At 71.3% G+C, this 15,976-nt stretch carries 12 protein-coding genes and 4 tRNA genes; 7 read left to right on the top strand and 9 right to left on the bottom strand.

Annotated features, from left to right (window positions below; all coding sequences use genetic code 11):
- Nucleotides 1-91 precede the first annotated feature (91 nt).
- Together IE251_RS12225 and bldC are read left to right on the top strand one after the other, a co-directional pair.
- Nucleotides 92-934 carry a DUF8083 family protein gene (locus IE251_RS12225; protein ID WP_189752882.1) on the top strand — a complete coding sequence of 281 codons (843 nt, stop codon included), beginning with the start codon at nucleotides 92-94 and terminating at the stop codon, nucleotides 932-934.
- A gap of 519 nt (nucleotides 935-1,453) precedes the next feature.
- A complete protein-coding gene (gene bldC, locus IE251_RS12230) occupies nucleotides 1,454-1,660 on the top strand; it encodes a developmental transcriptional regulator BldC (RefSeq protein WP_003949541.1) in 207 nt (68 codons plus the stop codon).
- Nucleotides 1,661-2,120: 460 nt separating this feature from the next.
- Here bldC and IE251_RS12235 read toward each other — a convergent pair whose 3' ends face one another.
- The 3 genes from IE251_RS12235 to hrpA all read right to left on the bottom strand — a co-directional run bounded on the left by IE251_RS12235 (nucleotide 2,121) and on the right by hrpA (nucleotide 6,577).
- Nucleotides 2,121-2,312, bottom strand: coding sequence for a DUF6274 family protein (locus IE251_RS12235; RefSeq protein ID WP_189752883.1), 192 nt, complete (start codon nucleotides 2,310-2,312; stop codon nucleotides 2,121-2,123).
- Nucleotides 2,313-2,464: 152 nt separating this feature from the next.
- Nucleotides 2,465-2,539: transfer RNA gene (locus IE251_RS12240), tRNA-Asp, on the bottom strand.
- Nucleotides 2,540-2,632: 93 nt separating this feature from the next.
- A complete protein-coding gene (gene hrpA, locus IE251_RS12245; RefSeq protein ID WP_189752884.1) occupies nucleotides 2,633-6,577 on the bottom strand; it encodes an ATP-dependent RNA helicase HrpA in 3,945 nt (1,314 codons plus the stop codon).
- Between the two features lie 115 nt (nucleotides 6,578-6,692).
- Here hrpA and IE251_RS12250 point away from each other — a divergent pair, with 115 nt between their 5' ends.
- Nucleotides 6,693-7,727, top strand: coding sequence for an ABC transporter permease (locus IE251_RS12250; RefSeq protein WP_189752885.1), 1,035 nt, complete (start codon nucleotides 6,693-6,695; stop codon nucleotides 7,725-7,727).
- On the opposite strand, the gene IE251_RS12255 is transcribed toward IE251_RS12250, so the two are convergent.
- From IE251_RS12255 to IE251_RS12280, 6 genes are all read right to left on the bottom strand, one after another.
- Entirely contained in the window at nucleotides 7,724-8,044 is a 321-nt protein-coding gene (locus tag IE251_RS12255) for a hypothetical protein (protein ID WP_189752886.1), read from the bottom strand. The genes IE251_RS12250 and IE251_RS12255 overlap by 4 nt on opposite strands.
- 103 nt (nucleotides 8,045-8,147) lie before the next feature.
- Nucleotides 8,148-8,843, bottom strand: a complete 696-nt coding sequence (locus IE251_RS12260) for a histone deacetylase (RefSeq protein ID WP_189752887.1) — start codon at nucleotides 8,841-8,843, stop codon at nucleotides 8,148-8,150.
- A gap of 109 nt (nucleotides 8,844-8,952) precedes the next feature.
- A tRNA-Phe gene (locus IE251_RS12265) sits at nucleotides 8,953-9,026 on the bottom strand.
- A 24-nt stretch (nucleotides 9,027-9,050) separates the two neighbouring features.
- Nucleotides 9,051-9,125: transfer RNA gene (locus tag IE251_RS12270), tRNA-Asp, on the bottom strand.
- A 37-nt stretch (nucleotides 9,126-9,162) separates the two neighbouring features.
- Nucleotides 9,163-9,235, bottom strand: a tRNA-Glu gene (locus IE251_RS12275).
- An 80-nt stretch (nucleotides 9,236-9,315) separates the two neighbouring features.
- The gene (locus tag IE251_RS12280) at nucleotides 9,316-10,836 is read right to left on the bottom strand and encodes a metallophosphoesterase family protein (RefSeq protein ID WP_189752888.1); all 1,521 of its coding nucleotides are present in this window, start codon (nucleotides 10,834-10,836) and stop codon (nucleotides 9,316-9,318) included.
- Nucleotides 10,837-10,929: 93 nt separating this feature from the next.
- On the opposite strand from IE251_RS12280, the gene IE251_RS12285 reads away from it, so the two are divergent.
- The 4 genes from IE251_RS12285 to IE251_RS12300 all read left to right on the top strand — a co-directional run bounded on the left by IE251_RS12285 (nucleotide 10,930) and on the right by IE251_RS12300 (nucleotide 15,897).
- Complete coding sequence (locus tag IE251_RS12285) at nucleotides 10,930-11,280, top strand: metallopeptidase family protein (protein ID WP_030619698.1); 351 nt, start codon at nucleotides 10,930-10,932, stop codon at nucleotides 11,278-11,280.
- Nucleotides 11,281-11,442: 162 nt separating this feature from the next.
- Nucleotides 11,443-11,988 (top strand): hypothetical protein, encoded by a 546-nt coding sequence (locus tag IE251_RS12290; protein ID WP_189752889.1) that lies wholly within the window; start codon nucleotides 11,443-11,445, stop codon nucleotides 11,986-11,988.
- A gap of 246 nt (nucleotides 11,989-12,234) precedes the next feature.
- Nucleotides 12,235-14,271, top strand: a complete 2,037-nt coding sequence (locus IE251_RS12295; protein ID WP_189752890.1) for a DEAD/DEAH box helicase — start codon at nucleotides 12,235-12,237, stop codon at nucleotides 14,269-14,271.
- A gap of 108 nt (nucleotides 14,272-14,379) precedes the next feature.
- On the top strand, nucleotides 14,380-15,897 hold the full coding sequence (locus tag IE251_RS12300; protein ID WP_189752891.1) for an amino acid permease: 1,518 nt from the start codon (nucleotides 14,380-14,382) through the stop codon (nucleotides 15,895-15,897).
- The last annotated feature ends 79 nt before the right edge of the window (nucleotides 15,898-15,976 follow it).

Below are 15,976 nucleotides of genomic sequence, written 5' to 3' on the forward strand. Positions count from 1 at the left end.
TCAGGATCACTCTCCCGGGCCCGCCGCGCACGCATGTCCGTGGCACGATTTGCAGTGGTTTCGAGCCGGGCCCGATGGGGAGGGAGCAGGCGTGCCCAAGGTGTCCTCCGTGGTCGTCCCCTATGCCGCGTATCTGCGTGTGTACGAGCCGCTGGGCGCCTTCCCGGAGCCGGAGCGCGGCCACTGGGCGCGCTACGCCCGCCGCCCCGACCGCCCCTCCTACCAGGACGAACTGCGGCGCTCCCTGGCGGACTTGGTGGCTACCCCGCCGATCGCGGTGCCGGTGCACGAGAGCGGCGACGCCTTCGTGCTGGAGGTCGACGGGGTCGTCTGTGTGTGCCCCTGGCGGACCCGGCTGCGCGGCTGGCAGGCCCTGGACGACCTCGCGGAGGAGCTGCCCCCGCCGGTGCTGGACGCGGTGCTGCCGCCCCTGGTGCGCCGGCAGGCGGCCCAGGACTACGAGCGCTGGCTCGCCCGCAACCCCGACGCCCGCCCGTGGATCCGCACGGCGACCTGGCAGGTGCCGCTGAACTGGTTCGTGCTGGTCGCGGACGAGGAGCGGCGGTACGACAAGGGGACCGCCGACGTGCCGCCGGTGCTGCGCTACCGCACGCCGATGGTGCAGGCCCGGCGCCGGGTGGCACGGGCGCTGCGCACCCTGCGGGACACCGTCGAGGAGGGGCCGCTGGTCGACGGTGTGGTGGACGTCGGCCGCTGGCTGGAGGAGTTCCACCCGCGCTCGCTGGTGGAGCTGGACTACGGCGGGCTGGTGCACGTGCTGCCGGCGGGCGAGCTGGAGGACGACCACTCGGCGGCGGACGTCGCGACCGGCATCGAGGCGCTGCGTCGGGGGGACGAGGTGGCCGCCGGGGAGGCGTACGGGCGGCTGGTGGAGCGCTGGCGGGCGGTCAGGGACCTGCGTTCCGCGAACTGAGTGGCGTGCGTCACAGTCAAACCGGCACCGGAAGACGTACGTTCTACCTCGCTTGACCATCTGACGGGACGTTGGACTCGATCTGGACTTTTGTCCCAAGGGTGATGGACTGCACTTACAAGGCCCTTGCCCTGGATGCCACCCCTCGTGCCAAAATAGGACAAGGAGTCCGGGGAGGGCTCCGTCCGTCCAACTATGCTCCACTATGGCCGGAATCTCAGCATTGCACGCTTTGGGGGGTCCGGTGACTCCTGAACGCCACTGTGACTGATCGTCACAGTGGAGTGACTGTCCGCTATGGCATGGTCCATCGGCTTCCGTCGCTGATGAACACCTGGGAGGGCAATTCCATCGGTTTGGCCGACGCGGCTGGACAGATGGTGTAGTTGTAGTGCCGAGGACAAGCCGTTCGTCCTATAACCGACTCGACTCGCGTCCGCCATTTCGGGCAACGCGGGTCAAGGTGCAGAATTTAGAGGAAAGAACCGAGAAGGTTCGGTTCTCCCGAGGAGGCCGCTCATGACCGCTCGCACCCCTGATGCCGAGCCGCTGCTGACCCCCGCTGAGGTCGCCACCATGTTCCGCGTCGACCCCAAGACGGTCACGCGGTGGGCGAAGGCCGGCAAGCTCACGTCCATCCGCACGCTCGGTGGGCACCGCCGCTACCGCGAGGCGGAGGTCCGGGCGCTGCTGGCGGGCATCCCGCAGCAGCGCAGCGAGGCCTGAACAACCGCATAACCGGGCAAGACGGACGGTCCCCCAACTGTCCGAGGCGCCCGAAACCCTAGCTCCAAGCGACGCGGGTCCTGCCCCAACAGGCCCACGCCCAAGCCGATGAGAACGCCGTAGGCATACGGCACAGGGTGCGTCGTCGATCGCGCTGGACTCCGCCGGGTCCAGCGCGATCTTTTTTGTGCGCGGGCCGGGGCCGGGGACGGCGCTGGTGAGCGTCCTTGTCGGACTCTGGGGAGGCCTGTCGGAACGGCTGTGCGCGAGGTCGGGGCCGAGTGCAATTGCACATATTAAATTGACCCGTTGTAGGGAGGGGGTAAGTTCCCCTGTTTCCCAAACTCGTGCGGTGACTCCCGTCACACTGCGGGGCGCTTGCCGCTCGCGGTCCGCATGGGTTAAAGGGAAGCTCCGGTTCCAGATTCCCACGTCTGTACGGGTGTTGGGCCCGGCGGGGTCACCCGCGGCGGCGCCCCTCGCCCTCGGCGGTCTCCCGCTCGCCCTCCCGGCCCCGCGGGCCGGCGGCCATCGCCAGCCGCAGCAGGTGGTGGCAGACGGGACAGTGGCGGGTCAGATGCCGGTAGGACGAGGCGGCCGACAGGTGGGCCCTCAGAAGCGCCCGCGTCTCGTGCCTGACCGACGCCGCCATACGCCACCTCCAGGGGCCGCACAGGAGGAACGGGCCCTGCTCCCTGGGTACCGGCGGAATGACACGCCGTCAAGGCCGCACGCCGACACGGCAGAAGCGCACGCCGACGGGCAAAAGCGAAAGGGCCCCCTCGCGGGGGCCCTTCTCTTATGCGGTCCTGACGGGATTTGAACCCGCGGCCTCCACCTTGACAGGGTGGCGAGCACTCCAAACTGCTCCACAGGACCTTGCTCGCGGCGCTTGTTCGTGCGTTGCGCTGCGAGAAGGACTGTACAGGAGGGTGAGGGCTCCGGTCGAACTCACCCTCCGTGCCCGGGGCGCTACGGGGCCGCCGCGTCGATCGCCTTCACGATCCGCTTGTCCGAGACCGGGTACGCCGTGCCCAGCGCGTGGGCGAAATAGCTGACCCGCAGCTCCTCGATCATCCAGCGGATGTCCAGCACCTGCTGCGGCACCGGGCGGCCCTGCGGGAGCTGTTCCAGCAGCCAGGCGTACTCGTCCTGCATCTCGTGCACCTTCTCCATGCGCGTGGTGTCCCGCTGCACGTTCGTCGGCATCTGCTGCAGGCGCCGGTCGGCGGCCACCAGATAGCGCATCAGGTCGGGCAGGCGCCGTATGCCCGCCCAGGTGACGAAGCCGGGCTTCACGAGGGCGTCCAGCTGCTTGCGGACGTCCGTCAGGTTGGCGAGCAGCGCGGGGCTGCGTACGGCCTTCAGGCGCCGTTCACAGGCCTGCCAGGCGGCCAGCACCTGCTGCACCTGGGCGACCGTGCGGACCGTGGTGTCCACGATCTCCGCGCGCACCTTGTCGTACAGCTTCCGGTACGACTCCTCGTCCCACACCGGGCCGCCGAAGTCCGCGATCAGTTTGTCCGCCGCCGCCATCGCGCAGTCGTCGAACAGGGCCTGGATGGAGCCGTGCGGATTCGCGGACAGGGCCAGCTTCTGCTGGTTCGTCAGCTTCGCGGACGCGAACTTCGCCGGGTTCACCGGGATGTTGCGCAGGATCAGCCGGCGGGTGCCCTTCCACATGGCCTCCGCCTGCTCCGCCTCGGTGTCGAAGAGCCGCACCGAGACCGTGTCGCCGTCGTCCACCAGCGCCGGGTACGCCCGCACCGGCTGCCCGGCCCGGCGGGTCTCGAAGACCCGGTTGAGGGTGCCGATCGTCCAGTCGGTGAGGCCCTTGCGCTCCAGGGACTCGCCACCCTCGCGGGAGGCGGTCGCCGCCGCGGCCTGGGACAGGGCCTTGCGTGCCTTCGGCTTCAGCCGGAGCTTCAGCGCCTCGAGGTCCTTGTCCTCGGCGAGTTTGCGACGCCGCTCGTCGACGATCCGGAACGTGATCTTCAAATGGTCGGGGACCCTCGACCAGTCGAAGTCGTCCGCCTCGAAGGGCACGCCGACCATCCGCTTCAGCTCGCGGGCCATGGTGACGGTCAGCGGCTCCTGGAGGGGCACCGCCCGCTCCAGGAACGCCTTGGCGTAGTTCGGCGCCGGCACGTAGTTGCGGCGGATCGGCTTGGGCAGCGAGCGGATCAGCTCCGTCACCACCTCCTCGCGCAGGCCCGGGATCTGCCAGTCGAAGCCCTCGTCCGTGACCTGGTTGAGCACCTGGAGCGGGATGTGCACCGTCACGCCGTCGGCGTCCGCGCCCGGCTCGAACTGGTAGGTGACCCTGAACTTCAGGTTGCCCTGGCGCCAGGTGTCCGGGTAGTCGGCCTTGGTGACCGCCTCCGCCGACTCCCGGATGAGCATCTCCCGCTCGAAGTCCAGGAAGTCCGGCTGCTCGTGCCGCTTGTGCTTCCACCAGGAGTCGAAGTGCGCGCCGGACACGACGTGTTCGGGCACCCGCTGGTCGTAGAAGTCGAAGAGCGTGTCGTCGTCGACCACGATGTCCCGGCGCCGGGCGCGGTGTTCCAGCTCCTCGACCTCGCTGAGCAGCTTGCGGTTGTCGGCGAAGAACTTGTGGTGCGTGCGCCAGTCGCCCTCCACCAGCGCATTGCGGATGAACAGCTCGCGGGAGACCTCGGGGTCGATCCGGCCGTAGTTCACCTTCCGCTGTGCGACGATCGGCACGCCGTACAGCGTGACCTTCTCGTACGCCATCACGGCCGCCTGGTCCTTCTCCCAGTGCGGTTCGCTGTACGTCCGCTTCAGCAGGTGCCCGGCGAGGGGTTCGACCCACTCCGGCTCGATCTTGGCGTTGACCCGGGCCCAGAGCCTGGACGTCTCCACCAGCTCGGCGGACATCACGAACTTGGGCTGCTTCCTGAACAGCGCCGAGCCCGGGAAGATCGCGAACTTGGCGTTGCGGGCGCCCAGGTACTCGTTCTTGTTGCCGTCCTTGACGTCCTTCATCCCGATGTGGGACAGCAGGCCGGCCAGGAGGGAGACATGGACCCGGTCGGCCGGGGCGTCGTCCTCGTTGAGGTGGATGCCCATCTGCTTGGCGACCGTGCGCAGCTGGGTGTAGATGTCCTGCCATTCGCGGATGCGCAGGAAGTTCAGGTACTCCTGCTTGCACATCCGCCGGAAGGAGCTGGAGCCGCGCTCCTTCTGCTGTTCGCGGATGTAACGCCACAGGTTCAGATAGGCGAGGAAGTCGCTGGTCTCGTCCTTGAAGCGGGCGTGCTGCTGGTCGGCCTGGGCCTGCTTGTCGGCCGGGCGCTCGCGCGGGTCCTGGATGGACAGCGCGGCGGCGATCACCATGACCTCGCGGACGCAGCCGTTCTTGTCGGCCTCCAGGACCATCCGGGCCAGCCGCGGGTCGACCGGCAGCTGGGCCAGCTTGCGGCCGGTGTCCGTGAGCCGCTTGCGGGGGTCCTTCTGGGCCGGGTCCAGCGCGCCCAGCTCCTGGAGCAGCTGCACGCCGTCGCGGATGTTGCGGTGGTCCGGCGGGTCGATGAAGGGGAACTTCTCGATGTCGCCGAGGCCGGCCGCGGTCATCTGGAGGATGACGGAGGCGAGGTTCGTCCGCAGGATCTCGGCGTCCGTGAACTCCGGGCGGGCGAGGAAGTCCTCCTCGGAGTACAGCCGGATGCAGATGCCGTCGGACGTACGGCCGCAGCGGCCCTTGCGCTGGTTGGCGCTGGCCTGGCTGATCGGCTCGATGGGCAGCCGCTGGACCTTGGTGCGGTGGCTGTAGCGGCTGATCCGGGCGAAGCCGGGGTCGATGACGTACTTGATGCCCGGGACGGTGAGGGAGGTCTCGGCCACGTTGGTGGCCAGGACGATCCTGCGTCCGGTGTGCTGCTGGAAGACGCGGTGCTGCTCGGCGTGGGACAGCCGGGCGTACAGCGGCAGGACCTCGGTGAACCGGTACTTCTTCTTCTCCAGCGCGTCCGCCGTGTCCCGGATCTCCCGCTCGCCGGAGAGGAAGACCAGGATGTCGCCCGGTCCCTCGGCCATCAGCTCCTCGACGGCGTCGGTGATGGCGGTGATCTGGTCGCGGTCGGCGTCCTCGGACTCCTCCTCCAGCAGCGGCCGGTAGCGCACCTCCACGGGGTACGTCCGCCCGCTCACCTCGATGATCGGGGCGTCGCCGAAGTGCCGGGAGAAGCGCTCGGGGTCGATGGTCGCCGAGGTGATGACGACCTTCAGGTCCGGGCGCCTGGGCAGCAGCTGGGCCAGGTAGCCCAGCAGGAAGTCGATGTTGAGGGACCGCTCGTGGGCCTCGTCGATGATGATCGTGTCGTAGGCGCGCAGCTCGCGGTCGGTCTGGATCTCGGCGAGCAGGATGCCGTCCGTCATCAGCTTGACGAAGGTGGCGTCCGGGTTCACCTGGTCGGTGAAGCGGACCTTCCAGCCGACGGCCTCGCCGAGCGGGGTCCTCAGCTCCTCCGCGACCCGCTCGGCGACCGTCCGGGCGGCGATCCGGCGCGGCTGGGTGTGCCCGATCATGCCGCGCACGCCCCGGCCCAGCTCCATGCAGATCTTGGGGATCTGCGTGGTCTTGCCGGAGCCGGTCTCACCGGCCACGATCACGACCTGGTGGTCGCGGATGGCGTCCGCGATCGCGTCCTTCTTCTGGCTGACCGGCAGCTGCTCGGGGTAGGTGACGGCAGGCACGCGCGAGCGGCGTTCGGCCATCCGCTGCGCGGCGCGGTCGATCTCGGTCTCGATCTCGGCGATGACGGCGGCGCGGGCCTCCGGCTTGCGGATCTTGCGCGCGCCCTCCAGCCGCCGCCCGAGCCGGTGCGCGTCGCGCAGCGACAACTCGGTCAGACGGGGGGCGAGGGTGCCGAGGGCGGGGGCAGGATGCGTAGACATACGCGATCCAGGATCTCACCCGGGGCGAAAAACACGCGAACGATTTGACGGGGGCCGGTGTACGGGCCGGTTCATCGGGAGGCACCTCCCCCGACGGGATGCCAAAGTAACCGTTATGCCCGATTCGCAACGCTGGGTGGCGTTCCGGGAGTCCCCCTTCCTTCCCGCCACGGTCCTCGTCCTCATCCTCGCCGCCGCGGCCGGCCTCTTCGCCGGTTCGTACACGTACGCCATGGCCAACCCGACCCCGCACGGCATCCCCACGGCGGTCACCGGCCACTATGACGAACCTGCCGCCCGGCGGTTCATCGACGGCATGGAGGAGGCGCTGGACGCCTCGATGCGGCTGCACCCGTACGACAGCCGGGACGACGCGGTACGGGCCGTGGACGAGCAGAAGGTGTTCGCGGTGCTGGACGCGCCCGCCGGCGGCCGGACGATCACCCTGGACGTGTCCGGGGCGTCCGGCGCGACGGTCGCCCAGGTGCTCGGTCAGGCGGCGCGGCAGGTCGGCAAGGCCACCGGGACCACCGTGGCGGTCCGTGACCTCAAGCCCTTGCAGCCGGGCGACCCGCGCGGGCTGGCCATCTTCTACATCACCCTCGCCGCCGTGATCATCGGCTTCGTCGGCGCCATCCAGCTCAGCGTGCACGCGCGGGAGCTGAACCCGCTGGAGCGGATCGCCTACACCGTCGCCTACTCCGTGCTCGGCGGGTTCACGATCGCCGCGGTGACCGACTGGTGGCTGGGCGCGGTGCGGCTGCCGTTCGTCGAGTCGTGGGCCATCCTCGCCTACACGATGTTCACCTCCGGCATGGTGTTCACGATGTTCAACACCCTGTTCGGCCGGTGGGCCATGCTGCCGACCTGGGGCCTGATGGTGCTGCTGGGCAACCCGTCGTCCGGCGGCGCCGTCTCCTGGCCGCTGCTGCCGTCCCTGCTCGGCACGATCGGCCGCTGGCTGCCGCCCGGCGCCTCGGTGAACGCCCAGCACACCGCCGTGTACTTCCGGGGCCACCAGCACGCGTTCCCGTTCCTGGTGCTGGCGGGCTGGGCCGCGGTCTCCTGCGCGGTCTTCCTGATCTGGCGCCACCGCCACCCGGGCGGGCGCCCGGTCGGGCCGGCCGCGCGGGAGGACGGCGGGGCTTAGGAGGCGCCCTGGGCGGGCGGGGCCGCCGGGGTGGCTTCGGGGTTCCTGCGGGCCGCGCCGTCGCCCAGCGCGATCGCCTGGGCGGTGTTGGAGACCGCCTTGATGCCCAGGTAGGCCGTGGTCAGGCTGCTCACGGCGGTGAACGCGGCGGTGAGGATGCCGATGATCACTCCCTTGTCCCCGTCGAGCTGCCAGACGCCCACGATCGCGACCGTGGCGATCGCGAGATTGCTGACGATGACCGCGAACAGCCCGTACCGGGCCCGGATCTTCTCCAGGTCGGTGTCCCGTCCGGCTCTGTCCTCGTTCCGGCTCATGTTCTCTCCCCCCGTTCCCGCGCACCACGCGCGACGAGGCCGAACGTAGCGCCGGGCGGGCGCGGTGCCAAGGCGGTCACGGCGGGACGCCGGCCGGCCCGGGTCAGGGCCTTCCGGGCGGCCGGTGCCCGTCCGTGCCGTCGTCCAGGAGCGCGGCGACGGCACGGGGCGACCAGTGGCCTTCGGCGCCCGGGCAGGAGGCGACGTAGGAGGCGACCGCCTCGGTGTCCCACGCCCCGGCCGAGAGCAGCCCCGCGGCCAGGAAGCGGACGTAGGCGGCGGAGGGCGCGAGCCACGGCACGTCGTTCATCCCCCACGGCGCGGTGAACGTGAGCACCGGCAGGCCGTCCACCTGTCCGGCGCAGACGAGGGTTTCGTAGCGCCCGTCACCGAGGACGGCGCGCCCGCGGGTGAGCACCTCCACGAGGTCCAGGTCCCCGGCCGGCAATCGGTACATCTCCTGCGCCGCGATGTCGGCGAACTGCCCGCTCGTCACCAGATGCGCCCTGGCCAGCACCCGGCCGTCCGCATCCGGGTCGTAGAAGGCGCGCCCACCGCCCCAGACGGCGGACTCGGTGGCGAAGTACATCGCGCCGGTCAGCTCCACCGGGACCGACCGGGCCGGCATGGCGGGGTCGCGGCACCCCGGGTACTCCCTGCCCGCACCGGGCGGACGCCCGCCCTTGATGTAGGCGGCGAGCCGGTCCAGGTGGGTGTTGGAGCCGTACGAGGTGTACCAGACCCGCTCGGGAAACCGGTCGGGCGGCAGCGTGGGATCAATGCTCGGTAAGGCCTTCACCGTGGCGGGCTCCATGGGCGTACCGGGGGCATGGCGGGTCGGGCATGGCGGGTACGAAAGAGCCCCTCTCCGTGAACGGGGAGGGGCTCTGCCCTGGTCAGGGCGGTTGTGGCTGGGGCCGGGGTCGAACCGGCGACCTTCCGCTTTTCAGGCGGACGCTCGTACCAACTGAGCTACCCAGCCACGGTGTTTCACGTGAAACACCAGCGGTCCTGACGGGATTTGAACCCGCGGCCTCCACCTTGACAGGGTGGCGAGCACTCCAAACTGCTCCACAGGACCAAGCGTTGTGTGCAACAGTGTCGCACACGGTAATGCGTGCCCCCAACGGGATTCGAACCCGTGCTACCGCCTTGAAAGGGCGGCGTCCTAGGCCGCTAGACGATGAGGGCTATCGGCCCGCCTGGGCGCTTCTCAGCGCGTCGGGGACGTGAGAAGCATATGGGATGGCGAGGGGTATCGCCAAAACGGTTTACGGAGAGGTGCTGGGAGAGGCGTGCGAGGGGGAGCTTGAGGGAGCGGTGGCGCCGGGCTGGTTCTCGTCCACCAGATGGCGGCTGACCTCGGCCGTCGTCAGGCCCAGCCCCCCGAGTTCGATCGCGTCCCACGCCTGGAGCCGGCGGCTGTCCCGGTCGAAGTAGAGGATCGATGCCTGGATCGGGGCGGGGTGCTCGCGCTCCACCGCCCGCAGCCCGCTGCCGCCGGTGGAGCCCTCCCGCCGCAGCCGGGTGCCGTACGGCAGCATCTGCGTCCCCTCGTGGTGCAGATGCCCGCAGAGCACCAGCGGCACCTGGCCGTCGGTCTCCTTGGCGGCCGTCGGCTCGTGCGCCACCGCCACGTCCACCGGCGTCCCGGCCGCCTGCTGGTCGCGCAGGGCGCTGGCCAGCCGGGCGCCCGCCAGACGCTCGGCCGCCTCGCCGCCGGGCGCCGCCGAGCGGTCGGGGGTGAACTGCGGATCCCCCATGCCCGCGAACCGCAGGCCGCCCACCGTCACGGCCCGGCCGTCGTCCAGCACGCGCACGTTGCGCATGCGCTCCAGATAGCGCTGGGTGGTCCGGGAGTCGTGGTTGCCGCGCACCCACACATACGGCACGCCCAGGTCCCGGACCGGGTCCAGGAAGCCGTTCTCCGCCGCGGTGCCGTGATCCATCGTGTCCCCGGAGTCCACGATCACGTTCACCTGGTACTGCTTCACGAGCGAGCCGATGATCTTCCAGCTCGCCGGGTTGAGGTGGATGTCCGACACATGCAGGACCCGGATGGTGGTCGGGTCCGGGCGGTAGGCCGGAAGGGTGGACGTGGCGTCGTACAGCTTCGTCACGTTCGTCACCAGGCGCGCCAGCTCGTGCTGGTAGACGTCGAACTCCGTGACGATGCTGCGGGCGTTGCCGACCACGGACGGCGCCGAGGAGAGCAGTCCGGAGAACCTCGGCTCCAGGACCGACTTCGGGTTCCAGGTGGCGTACGCCGACGCGCCCGAGGCGGCCAGCAGCGCCAGGGCCAGCCCGCCGGCCGCCAGGGCCCGGCGCGGCCGGCGGTAGACGGCGAGACCGAGTGCGGTGGCCCCGAGGACCACGGCGACGCAGGAGCGCAGGGCCAGGTCCCGGGTGCCGTGCTCGACGCCCCGGACGATCTCGTCCTGGAGCCCGGAGATCCGCTCCGGGTGGTCGACCAGCGCCTGGGAGCGGGGTGGGTCCAGCCGGTCGACGTTCACGTCCAGGCGCAGCGGGGCCGCATGGCTGTCCAGGGAGAGCGCGCCCAGCGGGGACACGTCGATCCGCGTGCCGCCGGTGAGGGAGGGCCGCAGCGCCATCGTCGTGTCCACCGGGCCGACCGGGACCCGGACGGCGCCGACGACCAGCAGGCCGAGCCAGGCACCGGCCAGCACGACCGCGGCCAGGCCGAGGGCGTGCGCCCAGGGGCGGGGGCGGGCGGCGAGTTCGAGACGGGGGAGGGGTCGGGGGCGTACGCGGGGCGGTGTCCGGTTCGGCATGCTGCTCGGGGCTGCGACGGGGACGCGGGCTATTGATGCCGTATGCCCACGTCAAGGGGTGGATATGCGGCCGGGTTCCCGGACAATGGCACTGTGCTGGAGATGACGCGCGAGGAGTTCGAGGAACTGGTCGCCGAGGCGCTGGACCGGATCCCGCCGGAGCTGACGCGGCTGATGGACAACGTCGCGGTGTTCGTGGAGGACGAACCGCCCGCCGACGATCCCGAGCTGCTCGGGCTCTACGAGGGGACACCGCTGACCGAGCGCGGCGAGTGGTACGCGGGTGTCCTGCCGGACCGGATCACCGTCTACCGCGGGCCGACGCTCAGGATGTGCGCCAGCCGCGAGGACGTGATCGCGGAGACCGAGGTGACGGTGGTGCACGAGATCGCCCACCACTTCGGCATCGACGACGACCGGCTGCACGCCCTCGGGTACGGGTGAGCCGCGCGCCGCGCCGGGTGGCCGGCGGAGCGCGGGGCGCCCGGCGCGGGTGAACGTGGGGCGGCGGGTGCCGCCGTGCGCCCGGGGCGTGCGCGTGTCCTCTTGCGGGCGGCGGGAGTTGGGGAGGTTGACTTCCGTCCCCCGCCCCCGGAGGTGGCCGCCGTGCGCCCCTTGTCCGTACCCGTCCGTCTGGCCGCCACGGCACTGGCCGTCACCGCCGCCGCCGGCTGTGTGAACGTGGGCGACGGCGCGGGCCGGGCCCGCCCCTCCCACTCGGCGGGGCAGCCCGCCGGCGAGGCACCCGACGGCGGCCCGGCACAGGGCGTGGGCGGACCCGTCGAGGCGGGCGGGACCGGTGGCGGCGAACACGGTCACGGCGGCAGGGCGAAGCCGGGGGAGTCCGGCCCGGCGTCGCCCACCCCGTCGGGCAAGGGCAGCGCCTCGGGCGCACCGGACAAGCCGGGGAAACCGGGGAAGCGCGGCGAGCCGGAGGAGCCGGGAGGGACCGGCGCGCCCGGCGGCCCGGCGCCCACCAAGGCGCCGCCCACGCCCCCGGCCAGCTCCGCCCCGCCCCCGCCGCCGGCCACCACCGAGCCGCCGCCCGCCACGGAGCCGCCGTCGGCCGAGCCGTCCTCGTCGGCGCACGAGGAGACCGGGCCGCAGCTGGTCCAGCGGGAACCGGCGCCCGCGGCGGGCGTGGCGGTGTGACGCCTTCCGCTCCGCCGGTACCGGGCGAACCGCTGTGACGTGCGTCTACACCACTCGGTTTGCCTTCACGGGGGGTAGGTGCGTATGGTGGTAGATCGTTTGATCCCATTTGCCCGGCGCCACCACAGAGCGCGCCGTGTGGCGCGTACTCTCCTTTGCCGTGGCGGACCGCATCGAGGCGGTCGTGAGCGAATCACGGAGTTGACGGGCGCGTGCCGACGAGACTCCGGAAGGTTTCGCATTCGCATGTCCGTGTCCAGTACCGACCAGATCGTCATGTCCGAGAACGAGAACGAACTCGACGTGACGAACGAGGTCACCGAGGCCCCCGAGGCCGCTGACACCACCCCCCAGACCACCTTCGCCGACCTCGGCCTCCCCGAGGGCATCGTGCGCAAGCTCGCGCAGAACGGCGTGACGACCCCCTTCCCGATCCAGGCCGCGACCATCCCGGACGCCCTGGCCGGCAAGGACATCCTCGGCCGTGGCCGCACCGGCTCCGGCAAGACCCTCTCCTTCGGTCTGCCGACCCTGGCCCTGCTGGCCGAGGGCCGCACCGAGAAGAAGCGGCCCCGCGCCGTCATCCTCACCCCGACCCGCGAACTGGCCATGCAGGTCGCCGACGCCCTCCAGCCCTACGGCGACGTCCTCGGCCTGAAGATGAAGGTCGTCTGCGGCGGCACGTCCATGGGCAACCAGATCTACGCCCTCGAGCGCGGCGTGGACATCCTGGTCGCCACCCCGGGCCGGCTGCGCGACATCATCAACCGCGGCGCCTGCTCCCTGGAGGACGTGCGGATCGCCGTCCTCGACGAGGCCGACCAGATGTCCGACCTGGGCTTCCTGCCCGAGGTCACCGAGCTGCTCGACCAGGTCCCGGCCGGCGGCCAGCGCATGCTCTTCTCCGCCACGATGGAGAACGAGATCAAGACCCTGGTCGACCGCTACCTGACCGAGCCCGTCCTCCACGAGGTGGACGCGGCCCAGGGCGCGGTGACGACCATGTCGCACCACATCCTCATCGTGAAGCCCAAGGACAAGGCGCCGGTCACCGCCGCGATCGCCTCCCGCAAGGGCCGCACGATCATCTTCGTCCGCACCCAGCTGGGCGCCGACCGCGTCGCCGAGCAGCTGCGCGACGCCGGGGTGAAGGCCGACGCGCTGCACGGCGGCATGACCCAGGGCGCCCGCACGCGGACCCTGGCGGACTTCAAGGACGGGTACGTGAACGTGCTCGTCGCCACCGACGTCGCCGCCCGCGGCATCCACGTCGACGGCATCGACCTGGTCCTGAACGTGGACCCGGCCGGCGACCACAAGGACTACCTGCACCGGGCCGGCCGTACCGCCCGCGCGGGCCGTACCGGCACGGTCGTCTCGCTCTCCCTGCCGCACCAGCGGCGCCAGATCTTCCGCCTCATGGAGGACGCCGGCGTCGACGCGGCCCGCCACATCATCCAGGGCGGCGCCGCCTTCGACCCGGAGGTCGCCGAGATCACCGGCGCCCGCTCCATGACCGAGGTCCAGGCCGAGTCCGCCGCCAACGCCGCCCAGCAGGCCGAGCGCGAGGTCGCCCAGCTCACCAAGCAGCTGGAGCGCGCCCAGCGCCGCGCCACCGAGCTGCGCGAGGAGGCCGACCGGCTGGTGGCCCGGGTCGCCCGCGAGCGCGGCGAGGACCCGGAGACGGCGGTGGCCGAGGCCCAGGCGACGGCCGCGGAGCAGCTCGCCGTGGCCGAGGAGCCGGCGGAGCGCGAGACCGAGCGCGAGGAGCGCCCGGCGGCGGCACCGTACGAGCGCCGGGAGCGGCGCGGTTTCGAGCGCCGGGACGACCGTCGCGACGACCGCCGTGACGACCGGGGCGACCGCCGTTCGTTCGACCGCGACCGGGACCGCGACCGTGGTTTCGAGCGTCGTGACGACCGGGGTGGCCGTGGCTTCGAGCGTCGCGACGACCGTCGGGACGACCGGGGCGAGCGCCGTCCCTTCGACCGGGACCGTGGTTTCGAGCGTCGTGACGACCGTGGCGGCCGTGGGTTCGAGCGTCGTGACGACCGGGGTGGCCGTGGCTTCGAGCGCCGCGACGACCGTCCGGGCTTCCGCCGTGACGACCGTGGCGGGCACCGGGGCAGCGACCGTCCGTTCAACCGCGACCGCCGTGACGACCGTCCGGGCTTCCGCTCCGGCGGCCACGACCGCCCCTACGGCCGTCGTGACGACCACCGCGGCACCGGCGGCTCCTTCGGCCGCCGCGAGGACAAGCCGCGCTGGAAGCGCAACGGCTGACACCGAGTGAGCTGACACAAGGGCCCGTACGACTCCGGTCGTACGGGCCCTTCCTCGTCCCTGCCGAGTGGCGCATATCACAACAGCGGGCAGGGAATTGCTGGGGACATGGCAGACGACGCGCGTGTGACCGGACAGCGGGCGGCGCCCGGCCCGTCGGACGAGGAGCGGCTGGCCCAGCTCGGCTACACCCAGGTCCTCGCCCGCCGGATGTCGGCGTTCTCGAACTACGCCGTCTCCTTCACGATCATCTCGGTCCTCTCCGGTTGTCTGACCCTGTACCTCTTCGGCATGACCACGGGCGGCCCCGCCGTGATCACCTGGGGCTGGGTCGCGGTCGGCCTGATGACGCTGTCCGTGGGCCTGTCGATGGCCGAGATCTGCTCGGCGTACCCGACCTCGGCGGGCCTGTACTTCTGGGCCCACCGGCTGGCGCCCGCGCGGTCGGCGGCGGCCTGGGCGTGGTTCACGGGCTGGTTCAACGTCCTGGGCCAGGTGGCGGTGACCGCGGGCATCGACTTCGGCGCGGCCTCCTTCCTGGGCGCCTACCTGAACCTCCAGACCGGTTTCGAGGTGACCCCGGGCCGCACGGTGGCGCTGTTCGCGGCGATCCTCGTCCTGCACGGTCTGCTGAACACGTTCGGCGTCCGGATCGTGGCGTTCCTGAACGCGGTGAGCGTGTGGTGGCACGTCCTCGGGGTCGCGCTGATCACCGGCGCGCTGGCGCTGGTCCCCGACCACCACCAGCCGGCGTCCTTCGTCTTCACCCGCTTCGTCAACGAGACGGGCTGGGGCAGCGGCCCGTACGTGGTCCTGCTGGGGCTGCTGATGGCCCAGTACACCTTCACCGGCTACGACGCCTCCGCCCACATGACCGAGGAGACCCGGGACGCCGCCACGGCGGGCCCGAAGGGCATCGTCCGCTCGATCTGGACGTCCTGGATCGCCGGCTTCGTGCTCCTGCTGGGCTTCACCTTCGCCATCCAGTCCTACGACGCGGAACTCGCCTCTCCCACCGGCGCACCGCCCGCCCAGATCCTCCTGGACGCCCTCGGGGCCACCGCCGGCAAGCTGCTCCTGCTGGTGGTGATCGGCGCCCAGCTGTTCTGCGGCATGGCCTCCGTCACCGCCAACAGCCGTATGATCTACGCCTTTTCGCGGGACGGCGCGCTGCCGTTCTCCCGTGTCTGGCGCACGGTCGGTCCGCGTACCCGCACCCCCGTGGCGGCGGTCTGGCTGGCCGCGCTCGGCGCGCTGGCCCTCGGCCTGCCCTACCTGATCAACACGACGGCCTACGCGGCGGTGACGTCGATCGCGGTCATCGGCCTGTACATCGCCTACGTCATCCCGACCTTCCTGCGGGTCCGCAAGGGCGCCGCGTTCGAACGCGGCCCCTGGCACCTGGGCCGCTGGTCCGGGGCGATCGGGGTGGTCTCGGTGACCTGGGTGCTGGCGATCACGGTCCTGTTCATGCTGCCGCAGGTCTCCCCGGTCACCTGGAAGACCTTCAACTACGCCCCGGTCGCCGTCCTGGCCGTCCTCGGCTTCGCCACGGCCTGGTGGCTGGCGTCGGCCCGCCACTGGTTCCTGGCCCGCCGGCCGTCCCCCACACCGGCCGAAAAGTGACCAACGCGCTCGCCCCGTCCCCCCGCGACGCGGCCGTGTCCCCGATACCCGATCGGCGACACGGCCCCGTCCGGCTATG

This window comes from Streptomyces eurythermus, assembly GCF_014649115.1.
GTDB lineage: Bacteria > Actinomycetota > Actinomycetes > Streptomycetales > Streptomycetaceae > Streptomyces > Streptomyces eurythermus.